25 protein-coding genes are annotated in these 23,723 nt (G+C 63.4%); 18 read left to right on the top strand and 7 right to left on the bottom strand.

Going from position 1 to position 23,723, the window contains the following annotated elements; genetic code table 11:
- The first annotated feature begins 11 nt into the window (after positions 1–11).
- The 6 genes from LL253_RS10390 (at position 12) to LL253_RS10415 (ending at position 7,690) form a co-directional block, all read left to right on the top strand.
- The gene (locus LL253_RS10390; protein WP_439646642.1) at positions 12–290 is read left to right on the top strand and encodes a hypothetical protein; all 279 of its coding nucleotides are present in this window, start codon (positions 12–14) and stop codon (positions 288–290) included.
- A 377-nt stretch (positions 291–667) separates the two neighbouring features.
- Positions 668–1,951 (top strand): spinster family MFS transporter, encoded by a 1,284-nt coding sequence (locus LL253_RS10395; RefSeq protein ID WP_062731439.1) that lies wholly within the window; start codon positions 668–670, stop codon positions 1,949–1,951.
- An 84-nt stretch (positions 1,952–2,035) separates the two neighbouring features.
- Complete coding sequence (locus LL253_RS10400) at positions 2,036–2,923, top strand: helix-turn-helix domain-containing protein (RefSeq protein ID WP_062731438.1); 888 nt, start codon at positions 2,036–2,038, stop codon at positions 2,921–2,923.
- Between the two features lie 157 nt (positions 2,924–3,080).
- A complete protein-coding gene (locus LL253_RS10405) occupies positions 3,081–4,496 on the top strand; it encodes a long-chain-fatty-acid--protein ligase (protein WP_062731437.1) in 1,416 nt (471 codons plus the stop codon).
- Positions 4,497–4,504: 8 nt separating this feature from the next.
- Positions 4,505–5,962, top strand: coding sequence for an acyl-CoA reductase (locus LL253_RS10410; RefSeq protein ID WP_062731436.1), 1,458 nt, complete (start codon positions 4,505–4,507; stop codon positions 5,960–5,962).
- Positions 5,963–5,977: 15 nt separating this feature from the next.
- Positions 5,978–7,690: an N-acyl-D-amino-acid deacylase family protein gene (locus LL253_RS10415; protein ID WP_062731435.1), complete on the top strand. Its 1,713-nt coding sequence runs from the start codon at positions 5,978–5,980 to the stop codon at positions 7,688–7,690.
- On the opposite strand, the gene LL253_RS10420 is transcribed toward LL253_RS10415, so the two are convergent.
- From LL253_RS10420 to LL253_RS10430, 3 genes are read right to left on the bottom strand one after another with little or no spacing between them, the layout of a single operon-like run.
- On the bottom strand, positions 7,691–8,770 hold the full coding sequence (locus tag LL253_RS10420) for an aldo/keto reductase (RefSeq protein WP_062731434.1): 1,080 nt from the start codon (positions 8,768–8,770) through the stop codon (positions 7,691–7,693).
- Complete coding sequence (locus LL253_RS10425; protein WP_062731433.1) at positions 8,767–10,179, bottom strand: acyl-CoA reductase; 1,413 nt, start codon at positions 10,177–10,179, stop codon at positions 8,767–8,769. Before LL253_RS10425 ends, LL253_RS10420 begins: the two co-directional genes overlap by 4 nt.
- A gap of 16 nt (positions 10,180–10,195) precedes the next feature.
- Positions 10,196–11,572: a hypothetical protein gene (locus tag LL253_RS10430; protein WP_062731432.1), complete on the bottom strand. Its 1,377-nt coding sequence runs from the start codon at positions 11,570–11,572 to the stop codon at positions 10,196–10,198.
- 219 nt (positions 11,573–11,791) lie between these two features.
- Between LL253_RS10430 and LL253_RS10435 the strand changes: the two genes are divergently transcribed.
- The 5 genes from LL253_RS10435 (at position 11,792) to LL253_RS10455 (ending at position 15,605) form a co-directional block, all read left to right on the top strand.
- Positions 11,792–12,166, top strand: coding sequence for a limonene-1,2-epoxide hydrolase family protein (locus tag LL253_RS10435; protein ID WP_228227151.1), 375 nt, complete (start codon positions 11,792–11,794; stop codon positions 12,164–12,166).
- Between the two features lie 12 nt (positions 12,167–12,178).
- Positions 12,179–13,201, top strand: a complete 1,023-nt coding sequence (locus tag LL253_RS10440; RefSeq protein ID WP_037543856.1) for an LLM class flavin-dependent oxidoreductase — start codon at positions 12,179–12,181, stop codon at positions 13,199–13,201.
- Positions 13,194–14,246, top strand: coding sequence for a class I SAM-dependent methyltransferase (locus LL253_RS10445; RefSeq protein WP_062731431.1), 1,053 nt, complete (start codon positions 13,194–13,196; stop codon positions 14,244–14,246). Before LL253_RS10440 ends, LL253_RS10445 begins: the two co-directional genes overlap by 8 nt.
- A 71-nt stretch (positions 14,247–14,317) precedes the next feature.
- The gene (locus tag LL253_RS10450; protein ID WP_062731430.1) at positions 14,318–15,124 is read left to right on the top strand and encodes an SDR family NAD(P)-dependent oxidoreductase; all 807 of its coding nucleotides are present in this window, start codon (positions 14,318–14,320) and stop codon (positions 15,122–15,124) included.
- 43 nt (positions 15,125–15,167) lie between these two features.
- Positions 15,168–15,605, top strand: a complete 438-nt coding sequence (locus LL253_RS10455) for a nuclear transport factor 2 family protein (protein ID WP_037544051.1) — start codon at positions 15,168–15,170, stop codon at positions 15,603–15,605.
- Between the two features lie 5 nt (positions 15,606–15,610).
- Here the strand turns inward: LL253_RS10455 and LL253_RS10460 are convergent, their stop codons facing one another.
- Genes LL253_RS10460 through LL253_RS10470 form a run of 3 tightly spaced genes read right to left on the bottom strand, consistent with a single transcriptional unit; the run spans position 15,611 to position 17,163 of the window.
- On the bottom strand, positions 15,611–15,868 hold the full coding sequence (locus LL253_RS10460) for a cytochrome C oxidase subunit IV family protein (RefSeq protein WP_017183047.1): 258 nt from the start codon (positions 15,866–15,868) through the stop codon (positions 15,611–15,613).
- Positions 15,869–15,880: 12 nt separating this feature from the next.
- The gene (locus tag LL253_RS10465) at positions 15,881–16,462 is read right to left on the bottom strand and encodes a cytochrome c oxidase subunit 3 (protein WP_062731429.1); all 582 of its coding nucleotides are present in this window, start codon (positions 16,460–16,462) and stop codon (positions 15,881–15,883) included.
- A complete protein-coding gene (locus LL253_RS10470; protein WP_062731428.1) occupies positions 16,462–17,163 on the bottom strand; it encodes a hypothetical protein in 702 nt (233 codons plus the stop codon). Before LL253_RS10470 ends, LL253_RS10465 begins: the two co-directional genes overlap by 1 nt.
- Positions 17,164–17,324: 161 nt before the next feature.
- Here LL253_RS10470 and LL253_RS10475 point away from each other — a divergent pair, with 161 nt between their 5' ends.
- From LL253_RS10475 to LL253_RS10490, 4 genes are all read left to right on the top strand, one after another.
- Positions 17,325–17,717, top strand: a complete 393-nt coding sequence (locus tag LL253_RS10475; RefSeq protein WP_062731427.1) for a nuclear transport factor 2 family protein — start codon at positions 17,325–17,327, stop codon at positions 17,715–17,717.
- Complete coding sequence (locus LL253_RS10480) at positions 17,714–19,087, top strand: phosphotransferase (protein WP_062731426.1); 1,374 nt, start codon at positions 17,714–17,716, stop codon at positions 19,085–19,087. Before LL253_RS10475 ends, LL253_RS10480 begins: the two co-directional genes overlap by 4 nt.
- A gap of 80 nt (positions 19,088–19,167) precedes the next feature.
- Positions 19,168–20,010 carry a dehydrogenase/reductase SDR family member 1 gene (locus tag LL253_RS10485; protein ID WP_062731425.1) on the top strand — a complete coding sequence of 281 codons (843 nt, stop codon included), beginning with the start codon at positions 19,168–19,170 and terminating at the stop codon, positions 20,008–20,010.
- 34 nt (positions 20,011–20,044) lie between these two features.
- A complete protein-coding gene (locus LL253_RS10490) occupies positions 20,045–20,827 on the top strand; it encodes a hypothetical protein (protein ID WP_062731424.1) in 783 nt (260 codons plus the stop codon).
- 4 nt (positions 20,828–20,831) lie between these two features.
- On the opposite strand, the gene LL253_RS10495 is transcribed toward LL253_RS10490, so the two are convergent.
- Positions 20,832–21,464, bottom strand: coding sequence for a glutathione S-transferase family protein (locus LL253_RS10495; protein ID WP_009823797.1), 633 nt, complete (start codon positions 21,462–21,464; stop codon positions 20,832–20,834).
- A gap of 159 nt (positions 21,465–21,623) precedes the next feature.
- Here LL253_RS10495 and LL253_RS10500 point away from each other — a divergent pair, with 159 nt between their 5' ends.
- From LL253_RS10500 to LL253_RS10510, 3 genes are read left to right on the top strand one after another with little or no spacing between them, the layout of a single operon-like run.
- On the top strand, positions 21,624–22,436 hold the full coding sequence (locus tag LL253_RS10500) for an SDR family NAD(P)-dependent oxidoreductase (protein ID WP_228227152.1): 813 nt from the start codon (positions 21,624–21,626) through the stop codon (positions 22,434–22,436).
- 16 nt (positions 22,437–22,452) lie between these two features.
- Positions 22,453–22,833: a VOC family protein gene (locus LL253_RS10505; RefSeq protein ID WP_062731422.1), complete on the top strand. Its 381-nt coding sequence runs from the start codon at positions 22,453–22,455 to the stop codon at positions 22,831–22,833.
- A gap of 58 nt (positions 22,834–22,891) precedes the next feature.
- Complete coding sequence (locus LL253_RS10510) at positions 22,892–23,719, top strand: SDR family NAD(P)-dependent oxidoreductase (RefSeq protein WP_062731421.1); 828 nt, start codon at positions 22,892–22,894, stop codon at positions 23,717–23,719.
- Positions 23,720–23,723 lie beyond the last annotated feature (4 nt).

The raw sequence follows: 23,723 nt of genomic DNA on the forward strand, positions 1-23,723 counted from the left end.
AACGAGCAGTTATGCCGTATTTCAAGGTCCAGGGTCGAAAAATGGATATCAGTCAATCGGTGGACAGTGGCGACAAGGCTTTGATCATATTGCAAAGCCTGGTCTGCTATTTGCGTGAAAAGAACATTCTTTCACGATGCGATATCGAAGAATTGTGCGAGCGCGTCGAGGCGCGTGAAAAGGAATTTCCCTGCGAGCAACACCAGGCTGCGGCAGCGGCGAAGGATATGCGCGATCTGGGCGAATATTGCGGGAAGCGATATGGCGGGAAACGGCGTCGCTGCCTGTAAGATGCCGATCGACTGGATCATGATGCGGTCCTGCGTGGCGCGACTTTGCCAAGCGGCGGCCCGCAGATCGACATGGCGGGCGCGCGGACTGCGATCATCGTAAATCCCCCCCTTTGCCTGTGTTTGTTGCGCAATATCCGGGGAATCGACGGGGAGCCATATAGGAAGGAATATGTCTCCGGCGCGACATCTGTCGTCCCGGCGATAGTCGTGGCGGAGGCATAGGGTGCGGTGTTGGCATAACCTTCATTACAGTCGATAAAGATGAAATAGGATGAGTGATGCGCAATCCGTCAATAGTGGATGCAGGTCCGCAACCGATAGCGGAAAACGCATCGCTTTCCGCCGGCAGGCGATCACTGTTATCGTGGACAATTGTGGCGCTGTTTCTACTCAATTGCCTCAATTATATTGATCGACTGCTCTTCTCGGTCGCCCAGGAAATGATCAAGGTCGATCTCCATCTCAGCGATTTTCAGCTTGGCCTGATTGGCGGACCCGCCTTCGCCATACTCTACACGGTCTTCAGTTTCCCGATCGCGCGCGCGGCTGACCGCGGCCGCCGTGTCGGGATCATCGCCATTTCGCTGACATTGTGGAGTGCAATGACGGCCTTTTGCGGAATTGCGGCCAATTTCGTCCAGATGCTCGTCGGGCGCGCCGCCGTCAGCATTGGCGAAGCGGGATGCACGCCGGCCTCGCATTCTTTGATCTCCGATGCATTCCCCGCGCAACGTCGAACGACCGCCATCGCCATCTTCGCGGTCGCTGGTCCCTTCGGCGCCATCGTCGCAGCGGTGGGCGGGGGCGCTCTGATCGCCGCTTATGAGTGGCGCACGGCTTTCCTCATCTGCGGGATGGCAGGCATCGTCATGGCTCTACTGTTCCGCGCCACCGTACCGGAACCGCTGCGGAGCGAGCCCCGACCGCACCATACTGCGTCTTTCATCGACACCGGCCGCCAGCTGCTGGCCCGGCGCAGCTTCGCCCTGGTGGCCGTCGCGGGGGGCGTCGCCGGGATCGGCAGCTATGCCAATCAACAATATATGGTATCCTTCCTCATGCGCGGACATGGTCTGTCCCTGGCCAATGCTTCGGCACTGATGGGGTTGGTGATCGGTGGCGTCGGCATCGTCTTCACGCTGCTGGGCGGCCCGATGATGGATCTGGGCGCGCGTCGCTACCCGCGAATCAAGGCCTGGTTGCCTTCCTTCGGATTGCTCTGGTGTGGGGCGCTATATGCCTTCGCGTTTCAGATTCCGACGGTTGGCCTTGCGGTGGCGTTGATGGTGCTCGGATCCATGGGGCAGCATTTCTATATGCCTGCCATGTATGCGCACGGACAGGACGTGGCGCCCCCGCATATGCGCGCCATGGCCTCCGCCGTGATTATCGCCACAAGTTCCATATTAGGCTATGGATTGGGTCCGCCGCTGATCGGTCTTGCCAGCGACATATTGGGGGAAAGCGCGCGGGTGTCGGCAGGCATCAGCCTTGCCGAGTGTGCCAAGCGGGCAGTCGCGGCCTGTGAGGCGGCAAGCGCGCAGGGGCTGCGCCTGTCGCTCAGCCTGGGATCCTGCTTCTTCATACTGGCCGCCGGTCTGTTTGCATTGGCGAGCCGATGGGTAGTCTCGGACGTGCACGATCATGATCGGCACTGACTTGCCATTCGCGATCTACAGGGAAATAATGATCCTGCGCTTTAGGATCGAGCCAATATTTGATCGATGGCGAGGAGGTTGAGGATGCGACATGAAGCCGATCTTGGTCTGCCGCTTTGTGCCCCGCACACTGCGTCGCATTTCCATGTGGAACGGCGGTTCCACACGAATGGCATTTTCGCCGATATCCGTCACTTCGGATGGACCCAGAGCAGCCGATCGGTTTTTCAACCTGATTCCTACTATCTGGATTTTTCCATCGGCCCGCGCTGCCCCACTGCTCGTTTCTTCAACAGCGAACGCGAACTGGCAGACCCGCCAGGCGATGTCGTCTTTCTGCCCAAGGGTGGCGCATTTGCGACCCTGAGTGAACCGGGCGAGCACAGCCTGCTGTGCCTGACATTTGAAAACGACCGGGCGATGCAATTATTCGAGGATGACAGCGTCGCCGATCTGGCGGCATGTCAGGATGTTCAGATCGGTCGGGTGCGTCAGGGCCTTGCCCGGCTGGTGGAGGAATTGCGCAATCCGGGCTTTGGACAGGATATATTGCTCGAAAGCATGGCGTTGATGCTCGTCGTCGAACTGTGCCGGCATTTTCGCCAAGCCCAATATGATGACCGCAGCGCACATGGGCAGATGCCCGGCTGGCGCTTGCGTCGCATCAAGGATAAAATAGAGGCCGATCTGGCCGAAATGCTTTCGGTGGCCGATCTGGCCGCCGAAATCCGCACCAGCCCGCGTCACTTGATCCGGACTTTCCGGGCCACCACTGGCATCACTTTGACCGACTATATCGCCAGCCGCCGGATCGCGCGTGCGCAAGACCTGCTTGTCCGCGACGAGGCGATGATCAAGGTAATCGCCGGCAAATGCGGCTTCCAGAGCGCTGCCGCTTTCTCGGCGGCGTTCCGGAAGGCGACCGGCATGACCCCCCGCGAATTTCGCGAAGAGCGTGGCGCATTGCGCTGAACCAGTTCTGCGTTGGATCGCCGATCCGATATGATGTGAAGCATCGCGCTTCATGTCCGCCTGACGATGTTTGGGCGTTCCGGCTGTAGGCATCGGCATTGCGGGGAACGCCTCGCCCCCGCCACAATCCGTCCCATCAAGAAGGACGGATTTTCTTATGAGCAGCTATCTCGATCGACTGATCGCCGATCCCACCAGTTTCCACGATGCGCCCTATGCGCAAGCCTTCACGCTCAGTTGCGAGGAGATCGACCGGCTGCATCTGGACGGCGCTCGCAAGCGCTTTGCCGAATTGCGGCCCGGCCTGTCCGTGCTGGACAAGCTGGCGCGCGAGCAGGGCATCGACGCGATCGAAACGATCGACGATTTGGCGCCGCTTCTGTTTCCGCACACCGTCTACAAATCCTATCCGATCAGCTATCTGGAACGGAGCCGTTTCGACAAGCTGACCAAATGGCTCGCGGGCCTGACGACCAGCGACATTTCCCACGTCGATGCCAGCGGTATCGAGACGATCGACGACTGGATCGACCTGCTCGACGCGGAAACCGACCTGACCGTCCAGCATACGTCCGGCACCACCGGCAAGCTGAGCTTCGTCCCTCGCACCAAGAAACAGTGGCGTGAAACCATCGTCCATTCGGGGGTCATCATCCGCGACTGGTGGCCGGACCGGGGTCCGGACATCGTGAAGGACGGGATGCCGATCATCATTCCGGGCTATCGCTACGGCGCTGCCGCGATGCAGCGCGGCAACGGCATCCAGGTCGATCTCTATGCCAAGGGTGAGGAAAATACCCTGTTCCTCTATCCCGACGCCCGGTTCAGTGCAGACATCGCCTCGCTGGGCGGCCGCCTGCGCGCGGCGGAGGCGCGGGGCGAGGCCGGCATGATCGACATTCCGCCGGTCCTGCTGGAACGGCGGGAGGCGCTGCTGGAACTGGAGCGCCGCCGGCCCGACGACCTCAAGCATTTCTTCAGCGAGGCGCAGCGGCGCTTCGGTGGACGCGACGTCTATGTGACGGCGATGTGGGCCATCCTCTACGACTGGGCGGAGGAGGGGCTGAAACGCGGTCTCAAGAACGTCTTCGGCAAGGGCAGCGTGTTGCTGACCGGCGGCGGCAAGAAGGGCAAGGAACTGCCCGACGACTGGCGCGAGCGCGTGATCGAATTTCTGGGTTTCGACACCATCTATGAAATGTACGCCACATCAGAGCAGATGGGTCTGTCGATGATGTGCGAGCATGGCCATTATCACGTCCCACCCATCCAGATCCCGTTCCTGCTCGATCCGGCGACCGGAAAGCCCCTGCCGCGCAAGGATGGCCTGACCGGCCGCTATGCCTCGTTCGACCTGATGCCCAACACCTATTGGGCTGGGCTGGTGACGGGGGACGAGATCACGCTGGCCGGCTGGGAAAAGCCCTGCGCCTGCGGCCGCGCCGGGCCGTACGTCATTCCGCCGGTGCGCCGCTACAGCGAGCAGGAAGGCGGCGACGACCGCATCGTGTGCGCCGGTGCCCCCGAAGCGCATGACCGCGCCCTCGAATTTCTTGCCGAACTGTCGATGTGAGTAGAGCCATGACCGATCCATTCCGCGTGCCCCTGATCATCCGGGGCCAGATTATCGATGATGCCGAGGTCGACTATGGCGGCCGCCGAGGCGGCGTTAGTTTCTCGGCGCCTGACATTGCCAAACATGTGGCGCGCCTGCCGCTGCGCACCCCTTCGGCCATGGCCGACCTCTATGCGCTGAGCTTTGACGAGATACTCGATTTCCTCGTCGCCCTGGGGCAGCGGCTCGATTTCGGCCAGAACCGGCATTTGCAGGAGGCATTTCGCCTGTCCTGTCAGACCTCCGGCCTGTCCGAGAGTATATTGCGCGTCCATTTCCAGTATATCGGCGCGGCCTTCGATCGCACCGAAATGCGGCGGATGATGGAACGCTCCTGCGGCATCGACTATCTGGAAGGCTGGGTGGATCAGGGGGCTGGCAGATTTCCGGGTCTCACCGCCCGCACGCGCGCCTTCGGTGCGCGGACCGTGCACGTCATTGCCGGCAATGCGCCGATCGTGTCGATCCTGACTGTGATCCGCAATGCGCTGACCCGGTCCGACGCGATCATCAAGCTGCCGTCCAACGATCCGCTGACGGCCGCCGCGTTGGTGCGAACCATGCTCGAGATGGACCCCGACCATCCGCTGTCGAAACATGTCTCCGTCGCCTATTGGAAGGGCGGCGACGATCAGGTGGAATCGGCGATCTACGATCCGCGCGGGGTCGAAAAGATCGTCGCTTGGGGCGGGTTCGATTCGGTCAAGCATATCACCCGCTATCTGCAACCAGGGATCGACCTTATTACTCAGGATCCCAAGCTGTCGGGAACGATCATCGGTCGCGAGGCCTTCGCCGATGACGCGACGCTGGGGCAGGTGGCGCGCCGTCTGGCGCTCGACATCGGCGCGCAGAATCAGGAAGGCTGCGTGTCCGCGCGCGTCATCTATGTCGAATGCGGCACGGACGACGTCGGGCTGGAGCGGGCCAACCGATTGGGGCAGATGACCTTCGACGCGCTCCAGCGCCTGCCCGATCATCTGAGCACGCCGCACAAGGCTTTCGACGGCGCGCTCAAGGCCGAGATCGACGGCATCCGCCTCAATGACGAGGACTATCGCATCTTCGGCGGCCGCACCAACGAAGGCGCGGTCATCGTCAGCCAGGAAGAATATCCGGTCGATTTCTCCCGCACGCTCGCCTGCCGGGTGGGCAATATCGTGCCGATCGACAGCCGGGAAACGGCCGTCAGCGCGGTCAACGCCTATACCCAGACGATTGGCATCTTTCCCGAAAGCCTCAAGGACGAGCTGCGCGACCGCCTCGCCTTCCAAGGCGCGCAGCGGATCGTGTCGCTGGGCGGTGCGGCGACGATGCAGCATAATATGGAACGGCAGGACGCGATCGAGCCGGTGCGCCGCATGCTGAAATGGGTGACCGAAGAACAGGCATCGGGCGAGATGCTGGCCGCGCTCGCAGGCTGAAGGGGAGCCAAGGACATGGTGGAAGCTGATCTGGTGATCCGGGGCGGAACGATCGTCGACGGATGCGGCGGCGATCCGTTCGAGGCGGATATCGCCATCGTGGATGGCCGGATCGCGGCGATCGGTGCCGATGTCGTACGGGGTCGCGAGGAGATCGACGCCCGCGACCTGCTCGTCACGCCCGGCTTCGTCGATGTCCATACCCATTATGACGGGCAGGTCACCTGGTCTGACAGTCTGGTGCCGTCCGCCGACCATGGCGTCACCACTGTCGTCATCGGCAATTGCGGGGTCGGCTTCGCCCCGTGTCGGCCGGAGGACCGCGAGGCGCTGGTCAATGTCATGGAAGGGGTGGAGGACATTCCTGAAGCGGTGATGGCCAAGGGGCTGCCCTGGAACTGGGAAAGCTTCCCGGACTATCTGAAATCCTTGGAAGCGCGCGCTTGGGACGCCGATGTCGGCGCCTATATTCCCCATTCGCCTCTGCGCGTCTATGCAATGGGCCAGCGCGGGCTGGACCGCGAGCCGGCGACCGCGGCAGATGTCGCGCGGATGGCGGATCTAGTGGCGGAAGGGATGGCGGCCGGCGCGCTCGGCTTCGCCACATCACGATCGCTGGTGCATCGGCGCGGCGACGGCGCCTTCATCCCCTCCTTCCAGGCGGACAGCGACGAACTGGTGGCGATCGCCCGATCGGTCGGGGATGCCGGGCGCGGCGTGCTGCAGATGATCCCCAATCTCGATACCGCCGACTGGGCCAGCGATCTTGACCTGATGAAGCGCATGACCAGCGCCTCGGGGCGTCCGCTGACCTATTCGCTGGCCCAATGGTCGACCGATCCGCAGGGCTGGCGGCGGACCATGGATGCGCTGGCCGAACATAATCGCAGCGGTGCGGCGGCGGTGCTGGCGCAGGTTTTCCCCCGGCCTATGGGCGCGATGTGCGGCCTGTCGACATCGGCCAACGCGTTCAGCCATTGTGCGAGCTATCGCGCGATCGCCGACAGGCAGTTGGCGGGAAAGGTCGCCATCATGCGCGATCCCGCTTTCCGCGCGCGACTGATCGCGGAGGAGCCGGACGAGACGCCGACGCCGCTGCACCGCTTGCTGCGCACATGGGACAATATCTATCCTCTCGGTGCCGAGCCGGACTATGAGCCGTCGCCCGAGCAGAGCATCGCCGCGCTGGCCACACAGCGCGGTGTCAGTCCGGTCGAGCTGGTCTATGACCTGATGCTGGAGCAGGACGGGCATGCGCTGATCCTGATGCCCTTTTCCAACTATGCGGAAAAGTCGCTCGATCCCGCCCTTGCCATGATGCGCGATCCCTACAGCATCGTGGGACTGGGTGACGGGGGCGCGCATTATGGCATCATTTGCGATGCAAGCTATCCGACGACGATGCTGGCCTACTGGACCCGCGATCGCGCCGGCGAGCAGCTGACGATCCCGGCCGCGGTGAAGGCGCTGAGCGCCGACAATGCCGACTTCCTGGGACTGCGCGATCGGGGGCGGCTGAAACCGGGGCTGAAGGCCGACATCAACCTGATCGATCATGGTGCGCTGCGCCTGCATGCCCCCCATATCGTGCATGACCTGCCCGGCGGCGGGCGTCGCCTGGCGCAGCCCGCCACCGGCTATCGCGCCACGATGGTCAGCGGGGTCATCACCCGGCGGGACGGCGCCGACACCGGCGCGCGTCCCGGAAGGCTGATCCGCGCCGCCTGATCAGGCGCGCAGCCGGATACTCGTTCCGCCCGTCAGTCCATGGCGGATGAAGGGTGAGGCAAGGAAATCATGCGGAAAGCCGAGCGGCGTGCGGCTCACCGCATCCAGCCGTTCCAGTTGCGCGGGCTCCAGCGTGACGCCAAGCGCCGCGACATTGTCCGTATATTGCCGCATCGTCCGCGCGCCTACCAGCGGCGATATGACCGCTGGATTGGCCAGGGTCCAGGCGATCGCCACTTGCGCCGAGGTGACGCCCATCTCGTCGGCGACGGCCTTAACCGCGTCCGCGATGGTCACAACGCGCGCATCGACGCGGCCCCCCGCTTCGAGCAGGAAGCCGCGACCGCCCGTTTCGCCCACATGCGCGCTGCCGCCCGTCGCATATTTGCCCGACAACATGCCGCTCGCCAGCGGCGACCAGGGCATGACGCCGATACCCAGCGCCTTGGCGGCGGGGATAAGGTCACGCTCGGCCGTGCGCTCCACCAGATTATATTCGGATTGCAAAGCCACCAACTGGCTCCAGCCCCGCAATTCCGCCATGGTCTGCAACCGGGCCATCTGCCAGGCGGGAGTGTCCGACAGGCCAAGATAGAGGATTTTGCCCTGCCTCACCAAGTCGTCGAACGCGCGCAAAATCTCGTCCGCAGGCGTCATATCGTCCCAGACATGCAGGAAGAACAGGTCGATCCGATCCGTCTTCAGCCGCTTGAGGCTCGTTTCCACCGTCTGCACCATGTTTCGGCGGCTGTTACCAGCGGCATTGGGATCGCCGACTGAGCGGGTCAGCGAATATTTGGTGGAAAGAACCAGCCGTTCGCGCTTCGCCTCCGCGAACTTGCCCGTCAATATCTCCGACGCGCCGTCGGCATAATAGCCAGCCGTGTCGATGAAGTTGCCGCCCTGGTCGACATAGCTGTCGAAGATACGGCGGGATTCCTGCTCGTCAGCGCCCCATTCCTCGCCAAAGGTCATGGTTCCGAGCGCCAGCGGAGAAACGCGCAGGCCCGAGCGGCCGAGCAGGCGATAGCTGTCGAGCGACAGCGCCTGAATAGTCGTCTGTGTCATGATCTGGTTCAATCTTTCGCTGCTTCCGTGACGACCCAGTGCATCATCTTGTGCACGGGCCATCCCCCATCGTGCGGCAGGCCGCCGAATTTTCCGGTGTTGATGTTGCCGAGGCCGACGATGCGCTGGGCGCCCGCCGAGGCAAGCCCGTCGCGCACCTCGGCAATGCGGGAGGGGGGATAGACGCCGACCGACTGGGTCGCGACGGTGACATGCTGGATCGCGTCCGCAAGCCGATCGACGGTGACGACATTGACGAGCTTGCCGCCCGGATTGAACGACACCGGTTCGCTGGAGCGGATGACCATGCCCCGGCCGTCGGGCCGCCCGAACAGGCGATAGATGGGCTCCAGATTGCCCAGCATGTTCAGTTCCTTGATCAGCATGGCGGGCGGCAGCGGGCCGTCGGACCCCGCGCCATAGCGGATGTCCTGGCCCATCGCCTCCACCAGCGCTTCGCAATAGCGGTCGACCTGATCGTCCGATCCCTCGATGAACTGGAAGCGGGCGCAACTGCACGCATCCTGGTTGAAGGCGATGATGTCGGCCGCGCTTCTTTCGGCGACGGTCGCGAGGGGGACGCCGTCAAAGGCTTCGCGACCGATCAGCGAGATGGACACCTTCGGATCGAAGGACATGATCTCGAAGCCCGGCGCGGCATATTGCATGGCATGGCGCACCGCCGCCTCGCCGCCCCAGACGGCGAGCTTGTCGAAATATTGCGAGCGCAGGATGTGATTTTCGATGCTGGCATCGCCGCCGCGCCAGTAAGCGGCGGAAAAGGACCGCGTCACCGGATGGTTGGGGCCGACATCCGCCATCGTCCGCAGCAGGGCGGTCGCCGTGAACATGTCGTTGGACGGCATTTTCAGCAGGTGGACGCCCTTGCTGATTGCCCCTCGGACGATCGTGACCGGCGGCACGATCGGGGCGTTGCCGGCCAGAATATGCACCATACGCGGCGGGAAGGCGCGGATGTCGAAGGCCGTGCCCTGAATGTCGCGTCGCGCCCATCCATCCAGCAGGTCAAGCGATCCCAGCGACTGTTCGGCCTCCGCCTCGACCGCGTCGCGGGTGAAGAACCAGGCGATGTCGCGGTAGCAATTCTCGAGAATGCGCGCGCCCAGGCTGTTACAGCGCAGATTATAGGCCGCGGCCTCCTGAAGATGGATATTCCGGTCGAAATCGAGCGCCTTGCCGACCTCGACGAGGAAATCCACGATCTCCGCAAGCTGCGTGTCGAAGGCGGGACCGGGCTGGCTGCGTTGCCAGATCAGCGAGTCCAGATCGATCGACGGGGTCATGACCGTCGAGCCGCTGGCCCGCGAACGATGCTCCACGGCGGCGTCGAGTTGAACCACACCCTTTATCACATGGGGAACGAGCAGCCGATCATTATCAGCGATGATTTCATGCAGCATGTCTGCCTCCTGTCGTTCAGGCCGCGACCGGCTGGGGCGCGGTGATCGATCCGCGCACGTAGGAATCGATCGATCCGGCGCAACTAAGCTTGTCCTCGCCCGCCTCCAGATCGGCGTAGCGGGCGATGGCATGGACAACCGGCGTCTTCACGCCTTCCAGGCCGGAGCCGAATTCCACCTGCACCTTGTCGCCGGAAATGATGCCGCCCCACCGGCCGTCCGCCAATATGTCGAAGAACGCCATGCGGCCTTCCACCCGGCCCGTATCCTTGGTCGTGCCCAGCAGCGTTTCGCCAGGCTTGTCGAGGATGAGGGGGATGATCCATGGCGGCACTGCATAGGATTCGGTCGGCTGGATCTTGGCGCAGAAGCCGCTCATTTCGACCATGGCATAGGAACTGGTGATGCGGTCCGGCGTGACGCCGAAAAAGCCCATAATCTGTTCCTTATAGTCGGCTGGGACCGCTGCCCCCTTGGTGCCTCCGCCAAAGCTCATCAGCGTGTCGGGATGGAAATCGCCATCCTCGATCCCGCGTGCGCGCAGAGCCTGCACGATCTGCCAGGCGACGCCATACATGACGCCGATATAGAGCGGGCGATCCCGGCGGCTGACAAGCAGGTCCATCCAGGCGTCGAACTCGCCGGCGCGCGCCTGCTGACGGGCCTCGATCTCCGCCTCGTAGGCGGCGATCTCACCGGGACCGACCTTGCCGGCCGCCAGCAGGCGGCGCAGCTGCGCGGGGCGCATGGCGTCGAAGGCGCGCATCGGACAGTCGCTCAGGCGATGAAATTCGCCGGGCGCGGCCCAGCGCGGGAAATGGACGTTGCAGAATTCGATCATCTTATGGGTGCCGCGCGGCGGCATCATGGTGAAGACCGAGCGGCCATGATCGGGGGCATAGGCCGGTGTCGACAGGTCGGCCGCGGCCAGACAGGCGGCGAGCGACAGGTCGCGGTCCTGCGTCGACTGATTTAGGAAAGAGGATTTGCCCGACGTCCCGCTCGACGCGAAGACATGGTGGCCCGCCGCCCTGGCGCGATCCAGCCATTCGTCGATGTCGCGCACGTCCGCAACGTCGATATTGTCGGTGGCATGGCTGCTCAGCGTACCGAGCCACATGTTCATATGCTTCCACTGGCCATTGTCGACGAACGCTTCGGGATAGCTCTTATAATTGGTGTGGGCGAACAGGAGCGGGACGAGATCGGCCAGGCTGTCGATCCTGCCGATGCCAGCTTCCTTCGCCCGCTTGTCGAGCACCCTGATCTGCTGGCGGCGCTCAGCGAAGCGCTCGCGCGCCGCTTCCAGTTGCAGGTCGGCCAGATTGTCCGGGGCGTTACGGAACGGATCGGGCGACCGGGCAAGGGCGATCAATTCGTCAACGGCGCTCATCAGTGAAAACTCCTCTCAGCTTTGCCGGGAAGTATAGGCGACGTCCGATATTTGGCCGCTCGATTCACTGTTATGGGGAGGACATACTATTCTCAGCATGACCTTTCCGCCCGATGGCGTGCCGAAGCCTCCATCAAAATCCAATGGCTATCTTTCGGCAGGGCAGAAGGGGGCCGCCTCGCGCCATGATGCCCGCGCAACACAGGAGCAGGGGGTAACATGCCCGGTCCACTGGACGAAGCATTGGCGTTTTTTCGGGAAAGCAGCGGCTCGCGCGACGACATGCTGTCCGCCATGGAGCGCCGGTTTACGGCGGATACGCGTTGGGAAAATGTCGGCGTGGCGACGACTGTCGGGATCGATCAGGCGAGGCAGTTCGTCGCGGGCTTTTTGGGCCGGATTCCTTTCGAACGCTGCGAGGTCGTGGTCCATCATGCGGCGGCCGCTGGCAACGTGGTCCTGACCGAGCGCAGCGATATTTTCTACGGACCGGATGGGCAGGAAATGCTCTCGCTGCGGCTGATGGGTGCGCTGGAAATGGATGGGTCCCATATCGTCGCCTGGCGTGACTATTTCGACACAAGCGGCTTTTAAAGGGGGATGGGGATGACCGATCGCAAGGCTGTCTGGGCGCAGATCGTCCCGATGCCGGGCGCCGATCTGTCGGCGCTGGCACAGAGCTACGAAGCGGCGGGCGTGGAAGGCGTGTGGGCGCCCCAGATGTTCGGCGCGCCCTTTACGACGCTGGCTACCGTCGCCCCGGCTACGCAGCGCATCAAGCTGGGGACCGGCATCGCGCTGGCGTTCGTGCGCAGTCCGCTGGAAACCGCCTGCAGCGCCATCGACCTGGACCTCATCAGCAACGGCCGGGTGGTGCTGGGACTGGGATCCAGCGCGCAGAGCCAGATCGAGGGATCGTTCGGCAGCGCCTATGGCAAGCCGCTCGCCCATATGCGTGAGATCGTGGGCATGATCCGCGCCATCGTCGCACGCGGGCATACGGGCGAACTCACCGAACTGGCGGGCGACTATCATCGTCTCGACCTTTCGCACTTCCGCCTGCTGCACAAGCCGGTGCGCGGCGACATTCCCATCGTTCTGCCGGCGGTGTTTCAGAAGGCCTGCGCACAGGCGGCGGAAATCGCCGACGGGCTGCTCGGGCACCCACTGTGGAACGATGCCTGGATCGAGCGGGAAGTGGCCGCTCAAATCAAGGCCGGGCTGGATCGGGCCAGGCGGGCGCGCAAGGACTTCTCGCTCAACATCTCGATATTCACGGCGATTTCGGATGACAGGCGCGAAGCGATCGAAGATTGTCGGGGGACCGTGGCCTATTACAGCCAGTCACCCCAATATCTGCGCTATTTCGAGGAAATCGGTTTCGGCCGCGAGGCATCGGCGATCCAGGCCGCCTTCGCGCAGGGCGACATGGCGGGTATGGCGGCGGCCTGCTCCGACGAAATGGTGGAGAGCATCGCCGTGGTTGGAACGGTTGATGAGGTGCGCAGCCGGGTTGCCCGGCGCGCCGCCCTGGCCGACGCGATTACGCCGGTGATCCCTCATTATGGCCTGTCGCCCGAAAAAAGCGCGATCTACACGCAGCGCATCGCGGAGACATTTTATGGCTGATCCCGCCGCTGTCGCGGCCATGGCGGGGGACGGGCTCTACAACCGCCATTCGGGTCTGCAACAGGCCAATCTGCAATCCGCGCTTCCCCTGCTGGAGGCAGCGGCGCGGGCCATTGGGGACGGTTCTGTCGGTCCCGTCACCATTGTCGATTATGGCGCGTCGCAAGGACGCAATTCGATGGCGCCGATGGCGACAGCTATCGATCTGGTTCGCGCGCACGACGCGCAGCGGCCGGTGCAGGTCGTGCATACGGATCTGCCCTCGAACGATTTCACCTCGCTGTTCGGCCTGCTGGACCGGGATCCGGCCAGCTATCTGAATGGCCGACAGGGCGTCTTTCCATCCGTGATCGGCCGATCCTATTTCGATGCGATATTGCCGCCCGGCAGCGTCGACCTGGGCTGGTCCTCCAACGCGCTGCACTGGATGAGCCGCAATCCGGTCGATGTCGCGGATCATGGCTGGGCGATCTTCAGTCGGTCCGCGCAGGCGCGTGCCGCCGTCGAGGCCGTGCTGGCGGAGGATTGGCTGGCCTTCCTGAAGGCGCGCGCTGTCGAATTGCGGCCGGGAGGACGCCTGATCTGTCAGTTCATGGGCAGGGGACCCGACAGCCACGGCTTCGAATGGATGGCCGGAAATTTCTGGCAGTCGATCGTCGACATGGAAGGCGAAGGCCTGCTCAACGCCGAGGAGACGCTAAGGATGACGGCGCCCTCCGCGGGGCGTTCGCCCGATCAGATACAAGCGCCTTTCGATGCCGGCCTGGTGCCCGAACTGGAACTGGAGCATCTCGCCGCGATCCCGTCCCCTGATCCCTATTGGGATGCTTATCAGCTATCCGGCGATGCGGCCGAACTGGGGCGGCTGTGGGCAGCCATGATGGGTGCGGCCAACGGCCCCAACTTCCTGACGCGGGTCGATGCGTCCCGCGACCGGGACGCGTTGTTGGCCAGTCTGGTGCAGCGGGTCGCGACCCGTGTCGAGGCCGATCCTCAGCGCAGCCGTGCCTTTATCCTGATCCTGTCGATCCGGAAGACGGTTTGAAGCGCGAAGGGCGCTTATCGAAGCGGCGGGATCGCCAAAGAGCCAATGAATCATAAGGGAGAGGACGCCACATGACCCGCCTTGCCGACAAAATCTGCATCATCACCGGCAGCGGGAGCGGCATCGGACGCGCCAGCGCGCTGATGTTCGCGCGGGAAGGCGCGACGGTGATCGTCGCGGACATTCGCGCCGAAGCCGCCGAGATGACCGCGCAGGCCGTTGTCGACGCCGGCGGATCGGCGCGTGCGATGACCGTCGATGTCGGCGAACAGGCCGATCTGGAGAAGATGGTCAGCCAGACGATCGCCGACTTCGGCCGCATCGACGTGCTGTTCAACAATGCGCTATACGTCAATCAGGACCACGCCATGCGCGACATGGATTTCCTGGCCTTCGATCCCGACATCTTCCTCGCCAATCTGAGAGTGAATGTATTGGGCGCCGTTCTGGCGAGCAAGCTCGCCATTCCGCACATGCTGGAGCGCGGCGCAGGGTCGATCATCTCCACCTCATCGGGCAGTTCCATGGGCGGGGATATCACAGCCTATAGCTATGGATCGTCCAAAGCTGCGCTCAACTGGTTCGTGCAGGCGATCGCCGCCACCTATGGCAAGCGGAGCATCCGCAGCAATGCGATCTTACCCGGTCCAACGCAGACGCCGGCAAAGATGCAATGGTCCACGCCCGAGATGGATCGGCTGTTTCTGGAGGTGCTCAACACGCCATTTATTGGCGAGCCGGAAGACATTGCCGCCATGGCGCTGTTCCTCGCGTCCGACGAATCCCGCTACGTCAACGGCATGTTGTATCCGGTGGATGGCGGTCAGAGCTGCACCGTGCCGTTCATCAGCGTCACGCGGGCCTTGTCCCCCGGATGAACGGCAAAATAAGGCAGGATGAAATCAGAAAAAGGAGAGGATGATGAGCGTGGAACTGGAACGGAAGGTCGGGGAATTTTGCGATGCCTGGGGCGACGGCAGCGATGCCAGCAGGCCCGATGTCGAGAAGATCCTGTCGATGATGGCGGAGGACGCCGAATGGCAGCTCTGGGTTCCCGGCGGTCCCGTGGTGAAGGGCAAGACGGCATTGCGCGCTGAGATCGAGCGGCAAATGGCCTTCGCCACGAACAACAAGTGCAATGAGGTGAACATCCTCTCCAACGACCGGATGGTGATGCAGGAGCGGTCGGATACCGCCATCATCATGGGACGGCCCTGTCCGCACCAGATGGTCGCCATCTATGAGTTTGACGACGCCGGGCTGATTTCGCGTTGGCGCGAATATCTCGATATGGCTGACCTCACGCGCAAGATGGGCATTGACGAAGCCGCGGCAGGCGGGACGGAAGTGCCGGTCTGATCGCGTCAGGTGCGGAACAGGGCGATCAGGACCAGGCAGGTCAGGATCGCCCAGCTCTGGAATCCCCAGAGCAGCCAGCGCGGCGCGTGCCGCAACTCCATGAACTCGCGGCCGACGAGCAGAACTTTCGTGAAGGCGATGACGAGGATCACGGAGCGAAGCAGAAAGGCATTGCCCAACGCCATCGTTTCGAATGACAGAAAGGTTGCGGCGATCAGCATCGCCCAGACCCATGTGATGCGGCTACGCCAGATCATGGCCATGAAACAGCTTTCCTAGAGCAGGTAGAGGAGCGCGAAGAGGATGATCCAGAGCAGGTCCACCAGATGCCAGAAGGCGCCGCTTCCCTCGATCAGGGCGACGCCCCCCTGCCTCCGGCCGGCCCGGTCGAAGCGCGACAAGGTGAAGCACAGCACGCCTAGCCCGATCAGCACATGCACCAGATGGATGCCGGTAAACATATAATAATAAATCGAAAAACTGTTGCTGTTGAGCGTGAAGCCTTGCGCGATCTTGGCCGAATATTCGAACGCCTTGACGATGACGAAGCCGCTGCCGAGCAGGATCGCGCCTAGCAGCAACCGGCGCGCCCTGTCGTCGCCCCGGCGGACCGCCGCGACGGCCTGCGCGACGAACAGGCTGCTGGTCAGCAGCAGCAGCGTGTTGAGCAGGCCAAGGCGCCGGTCGAGCAGCGCCTGCGCACTTTCGAATAGCGCCAGTTCCTGCTGCCGGGCGAGCGCATAGGTGACGAAGAAGACGGCAAAGACGATGAGGTCGCCGCCGATGAACACCCATACGCCTTCCTCGCCCGGCACATGGCCGCGCGGAGACGAGGCAACCGCTTGCGACGCCGCCATTATTCGCCACCCAGCGCGTCGCGCTTGATCGCGCCGAGCATGGCGACAATCATAAGGTTGAACCAGATGCCGAACACGACCGCAGGCAGCCAGAAGGCCAGGGCGCCATTCCACGCGAAGGGACCGGTCTTGAACAGGCCGATCGCAAGTCCGGGCAGCAGCAGCACGCCGGTCCACAGGTTCATATAGCCCAGCCAGCGCGGCAGGATGGGTTGCGCGCGGCGATCGCCCAGAATGACGAAGCCGGTCAGCAGATTCTGTACGAAGGCAGGTACGGCCGGCATGACGAACAGCAGAAAGGCGATATCGCTCAGCGTGCTGACGACGGCGTCCGGCCGGTCGAGCCGATAGGCGGCCGCCGTGAAGATCAACCCGGCGAAGAATAGGGTGACAAAGCCGAAGGCCACGACCATCACGAAGGCCCAGGTCAAGGGCGCAATCGGCCCTTCGATCTTCTTCATGAAGGTGGCGATCGCGGCGAGGAAGGGGAAAAACAGCACGGAAGAAGAGGCGATCAGGATGGCGCCCGCCAATATGCCGATCTGGTGGCTGCGATAATAGGCTGCGACCTCTGCTGCGGGCATGTACGGGTCGAGCGGCGGGAACATGTGCGCGACCGGCCATATGCCAACGAACATCATCGTCCCGGCTATTGCGCCCATATAGGTACATAGCTTCATCGTCATGCTCTTGGTCGTCATGCGCTCTCCCCCTCCACTTTCTTGTACGAGCGAGATTGTGGAGCGATCGCGCCAGGGCCACCCGCCCATGGATAGGGTTCCTGACGGCGGTTGCGCCTGCACAAGGGCAATAGTCCGCCACGACCGTCGGCGAATTCGGCATAGAAGCATCGGAGAGAGTGATGAGCGATATCGAGGCGAACAAGGCAGTGGCCCACCGCTATATGCGGGCCGTGGAAGAGGGCGATGTCGAGACGATCGAAGCGCTTCAGCATCCCGATTGCCAGTGGTGGATATTGGGTCACGGCGACATGAGCCGGGCCGACTTCATCGCCAGCGTGAAGGGCGGACTGCTGAGCGCGCAGAAGCGCACGGCCGAGGTGATCGCGATCACCGCTGAAGGGGATCGGGTGGCTGTGGAAGTCCGGGGCGAGATGGTCTTTCCGGACCGGGTCTATCGCAACGACTATCATAATCTGCTGATCATCCGGGACGGGCAGATCGTATCCGGCAAGGAATATATGGACACCCGCGCCGTGGCCGAGGCCTTTTCCGCCGGGGAGAGCGGGCAGTGACGACTGCCGCGCCGCTCAACAATTATGACGATGCCGGGGTCGGCCGAATCACCGCCTTTGTCGAGCAACTGACCGGCGGCAAGGTCGTCGGGCTTGAACGCCTCGTCCGCTGGCGCCCGTCCTGGTTCATCGACGTCGAAAGGGAAGGGACGGTCCGCCGCCTGCACCTGCGCGGCGACCGGGGCGGCGACGTATCGATCTTCCCCGACCTCAAGCGCGAGGCGGATGTTATCGCCGTGCTGCACGGCCAGGGGCTTCCGGTGCCGGAGATTTACGGCTATCTCGCCGATCCGCCCTGCATCGTGATGGAGGCGATCGAAGGGACGCGCGATTTCTCGGCGCTCGATGCCGCGACGAAAAGCGCTATCGGCCGCGTTTATATGCAGGCCGTCGCCGCGATGCACCGGTTGCCGGTCGAACCCTTTATGGCCGCTGGCGTGCATCGGCCCGAGGGCGCAGAGGCGATCGCGCTGGTCGGTCTGGATGCCTATATGCCGCATTATCGGCGGACGAAGAGTCGACCCGAGCCGTTGCTGGAATTCGTCATGGGCTGGCTGCGCCGCAATGTACCGCGGCACCGCGATCGCGCCAGCTTCATCCAGTTCGATTCGGGCCAATATCTGGTCGATCAGGGGGCGATGACCAAGCTCTACGATTTCGAATTTTCGATGATCGGCGATCCGCTGGTCGACATCGCCACCATGGGGATGCGCAACAGCTATGAGCCGCTGGGTGCGCCGCTGCCGGAACTGGTCCGCTATTATGAGGAAGCGACGGGCGAGCCGGTCGATCATGACGCGGTGGTTTTCCATGTGCTGCAATTCTCACTGCTCGGCACGATGCAGTTCACAGGGACGGTCGGCAAGCCATCCCCCGGCGATCCGCATTCGGTCTATCTGATGTTCGATCTTGCGCTGCGCCGTTCCATCTTGCTGGCGCTCTCGCACCTGACCGGCGATGCGTTGCCCGAACTGCCGCCGCTGGAACAGCGCACGGGCGACAATGCGCCGCTTCTGGCCAAACTGGTCGATACGCTCGGCGCGTTGCCGGTGACGGGGGAGGCGGCGGAGACGCACAAGGCGCAGGTCGCCGAACTGATCGAATGGGTACAGCGCGCCGACGATCATGGGGCGGACATGGTCGCGCGCAACATCGCCGATGTGTCCGCGCTTCTTGGCCGCCGCTTCGACCGCTGGGCTGACGCCGCCGAGGCGCTGGAAGCGTATATCCTCGAAGCGGGACCGGAGGAGGACGCCGCGCTCATCGCGCTGCTCGCGACCATCGAGGGGCGGCGGCTGCAACTGTTCGGACCCACCGCGCTGGGCGAGGCGGCGCGCCATGTCGTCCTGCCGGCGACGCGCTCCGACTGAAGGGCGGTCGCGCCTCTGCCATTGGACAGGTCAGGCCCCGTCCCTCGTGGCCACATCAATATTGAGGAAAGGAGCAGGATATGAGCGAAAAGATAGTGCTGGTGACAGGCGCGACGCGCGGGCTGGGGCGCGGCATGGCGCGGGGTCTGGCTTCGCGCGGTCATGTGGTGGCGATCACCGGACGCGACCAGGCGCAGCTTGACGCGGTGGTGGAAGAAATCGAACGGTCGGGCGGCAAGGGCATCCCGCTGTTGTGCGATCACCGGGATGATGATGCGGTCGAAAGAGCGTTCGCGCAACTCGCCGAGCGGACGGATGGCAGGCTGGACCTGCTCGTCAACAATGCCGCCGCCGTTTACGGCCTCGACCTGGTCGCGCCGGGCGGCTTCTGGGAAAAGCCGCTCAGGTTGGCGGACATGATCACCATCGGCCTGCGCTCCAGCTATGTCGCGGCCTATCATGCGGCGCCGTTGATGGTGGCGGCGGGCAGGGGGCTGATCGCCAGCATTTCCTTCTATGGCGCGGTATCCTATTTCCACGGGCCGGCTTATGGCGCGGCCAAGGCGGGAACGGACAAGATGACCGCCGACATGGCGGTCGATCTTGCGCCGCACGGCGTATCCGTCGTGTCTTTCTGGCCGGGCTTCATCCTGACCGACGCGGTGAAGGCCATGCCGCCCGACATGATCCCCGAAGACCTGCGCGCCGCCATGCCCCATTGGGAAACGCCGGAATTTTCGGGCCTGGTCCTCGATCGCCTGGCGCAGGATCCGGACCTTGCCGCCCTGTCGGGCCAGGCGCTGATCGGCGCGGAACTGGGGGAGCGGTACGGCATCAGGGATACGGACGGGAAGCAGCCCCTGTCCTATCGGGCGACGATGGGGGCGCCGACGCCTTTCGCGCCGCCCGTCCGGCAGGGCTGAGAGAACGGAAATCAGGAGAGGAAAGGCAAAAGCGATGATCGATGCCGTGCTGGTCGTGCTGACCAAAGCCGTTCCGGGCCGGGAGGCCGATATGGAGGATTGGTACAGCAACATCCATATTCGCGATGCGCTGCGTTTCCGGGGATCGGTCACGGCACAGCGTTTCCGGCTTGCCGGGGAGCAACCCTGTCCGCCCGAAGGCTTCGACTGGCAATATCTCGCCCTCTACGACGTATTCGATCCGGTGCGCTTCAGTCGCGAACATCTGGACAATGCGCTGACGTCGCGGATGCAGGTATCGGACGCCATTGATGACAGCCTGCTCTATGACTTTCATTATTATCCGCTGCTCTTTCAGGACAATGATCCGGACGTCGGGCATTCCGGCGGCGTCATCCTGGAGGAACTGAACCCGCCTGCGGACAGCGACGACCATTTCAGACGATTTTATGCGGAAAACTATTTTCGTGAAGCGGCCGTTCGACCCGGCGTCAAATCGGCTGCTTTCCTGACCTTTCGCACCTTTGGCCAGATGATCCCGATGACGCCCGACCATCGCTATGTCGCGATCTACAGGATCAACGATCCGGCGGCGGCCCTGGAAGCGTGGCGAGGCGCCGACACCCTGCTGGCGACCAACGGCCTGCTCCAGCCTGATGGGATACGCATCACTCAATGGGATCCTGCGACACCCCGCCTTACCAAGGACGATGTCCAGCATCCGACCGCCGTTGGCCTGGCGGAGGAGGAGCGTGCCCGTGCGCATATGGGAGATCGGGTACGCACGGGCGGCGCGGAAAAGCTGGCGATGCGCTGATCCGTCAGGTGATCGGGGGATGGTCGACAATGGCGCGCATCCGGCAATAGGCCGGACGCGCCGTCATCCGCCCGACATAGGCCGCGATGTTCTTATGCCCTTCCACGTCGACGGACATGAACAATCGCGTGGTGGTGAATGGAAAGGTCATCATGATGTCGGCCGCCGTGAACCGGTCGCCCGCCATATAGGGGGCATGCGTCAGCCGGTCGTCGACAAGTTTCAGCAGGCGCGCCGAATGAGCCCGACCTGCGACGCGGGAGGGATGATCCTGCGCGATGCCTGCCCGTTCTGCCATGATCTCCGTCACCAGCGCGGGCATCAGGGAGGATTCGGCGAAATGGAACCAGAAAAGATAGTCAGCATAGTCGGAGTCGCCGGGATTGGCGCGGAGCGCACCGTTCCCCTGCGTCGTGGCGAGATAGTCCATGACCGCCCCGCTTTCGGCGATGCGTTGTCCGTCGGCCTCGATCACTGGCGAAGAACCCAGCGGATGCAAAGCCTTGTAGGCCGGCTCCGCCGCGAGCATTTCCAGCCGCGCAAAGAAGCGAATGTCATAGGGGCACTCCACTTCCTCCATCAACCAGACCGCACGTTCAGAGCGGGACCGGTCGAGTTGAAAGATGGTGACGCTCATAAAGGGCTCTCCGCTTGAGGAGCGCCATAGATGCGCGGCTTATCAATTCCGCCAAACCTATCTTTGTCTAGGTATCGCCGGGCACCTGCCGTGGCAGCGTCCCGCTGCGGCGGAAGCCCGATGGTGCCGCGCCCATGACAGACAGGAGAGAAGATGCCCATGACGGATTTATCGGGACGGGTCGCTATCGTCACCGGATCGGGGGCCAATATCGGGGAGGCCTGCGCACGGGCCCTGGCAAGGGCCGGCGCGACGGTGATCCTGGCGGATATTGCGGCTGAACGGGCGCAAGCCGTCGCCCAGTCTATTCGGGCCTCGGGCGGGCAGGCACATGGGATGGCCCTCGATCTCGCACAGGAGGACAGCATCACGGCGCTGGTCGTAGATGTGATGCGGCAGCATCAGCGCATCGACATCCTCCACAACAATGCCGCCGACACGCGGCTGGAGCAGATGGCGGTCGATGGCTCGCTTCTCGATCTCGACGCCGCGACCTGGGATCGCGCCTTTCATGTCAATGCGCGGGGCACGATGCTGATGATCAAGGCGGTCGCGCCGCACATGATTGCGGGCGGCGGCGGCTCCATCATCAACACCTCGACCGGGGTGGCGCTGACCGGCGACATCAACAATCCGTCCTATTCCGCGTCCAAGGCAGCCGTGAACGCGCTGACCCGCAATGCGGCGGTGCAGTTCGGCCGGTTTAACATCCGGGTCAACGCGGTCGCGCCGGGCCTCGTGCTCTCCCCGCTGGCCCGGGAGATGATGACCCCTGAGCAGATCGCCATGATCCAGCGGCATGTCCTGCTCCCGCGCGAGAGCGTGCCGGAAGATATTGCCGGTGCGGTGCTGTTCCTGGCGTCGGATGGCGCGGCCTTCATCACCGGGCAGGTGATCGGCGTGGATGGCGGGATCGTTCATCATACGCCCTATGTCGCCGATATGCTGGAAGGCATGAGCCGGGCGCACTGAGCAGATAGAGGGCGGGATGGGCATCTTCACGCATATCTGCCTTGGCAGCAACGACTTGGAAAGGTCCGCCCGTTTCTTCGATGCGGTGCTTGCGCCGCTGGGGATCGTCAATCTCGGTCCGTTTCTGGATCAGGGCGTCGGCTATGGGCGACGGGTGCCCGAATTGCTGATCCTGCGCCCGCTTCAGGGCCCGGCGACATGCGGCAATGGTGCGACTTTGGGATTGAAGGCGCCGGATCGCCGCGCGGTCGATGATTTTCATCGCGCTGGTCTGGCTGCGGGCGGCGAGGATGCCGGGCCGCCGGGGCCCCGCGGCGCCGTGCCCCACGCCTATGGCGCCTATCTGCTGGACCCCGACGGCAACAAGATCTGCGCCTATTGTTTCGATCCGCCCTAGGCGGTTAGGTATCGCTGGTTGGCGCTCAGCGTTTGTCACGTGGATAGAAGGAAGCGAAATGGTGGGATCCTTGGTTGGTCGCGTAGCGATCGTGACGGGCGCGGCGCAGGGCATCGGCCTGGAGGTGGCGACCGTGCTGGCCGAGAGGGGGGCGACCGTGATCCTTTCCGACATATTGGCGGATCGGGTGGAGGCGGCGGCGGATTCGTTGCGCGCCAAGAATCTCCGTGCCGAAGCGGAGACGTTCGACCTGACCGACGAGGACAGCGTTTCCGCTGCGGTTGCGCGGATCGCGGGCCGGCACGGGCGGATCGACATACTCCAGAATAATGCCGCCTATCAGACGACCGAGCAGCGCCGGCTCGATCGCGATGTCGTCCATCTCGACACCGGCGCCTGGGACAAGGCCTTTGCCGTCAATGCCCGGGGACCGATGCTGCTGTGCAAACATGCGCTGCCGGTTATGATCGCGGGGGGCGGCGGGTCGCTCATCCATTCCGCGTCCGGTTTCGGCCTGCTGGGGGAAATGACGCTCACGGCCTACGGCGCGTCCAAGGCGGCGCTCATCAACCTCAGCCGCTTCCTTGCGACCCAATATGGCAAGCAGGGCATCCGCTCCAATGTCATCGCCATCGGCTTCGTCCTCAGCGAGACGGCCGTCGAAACGACGCCGCAAGCGGTCAAGGATGTATTGCTCGACCATCATCTCAACCCGGAGCTGGGCAGCCCGCGCGACATCGCCCATGTCGTCGCCTTCCTGGCGTCGGACGAGTCCCGCTTCATCAACGGCGCAATGATCCCGGTGGACGGCGGTTTTACCGCGCATCAGCCCACGATGGTCGATTTTCAGCGACTGTTTACCGCATCGGGGAGCAATCAGTTATAGTCGG

The sequence above is a fragment of the Sphingobium soli genome (assembly GCF_020782245.1).
Lineage (GTDB): Bacteria > Pseudomonadota > Alphaproteobacteria > Sphingomonadales > Sphingomonadaceae > Sphingobium > Sphingobium soli.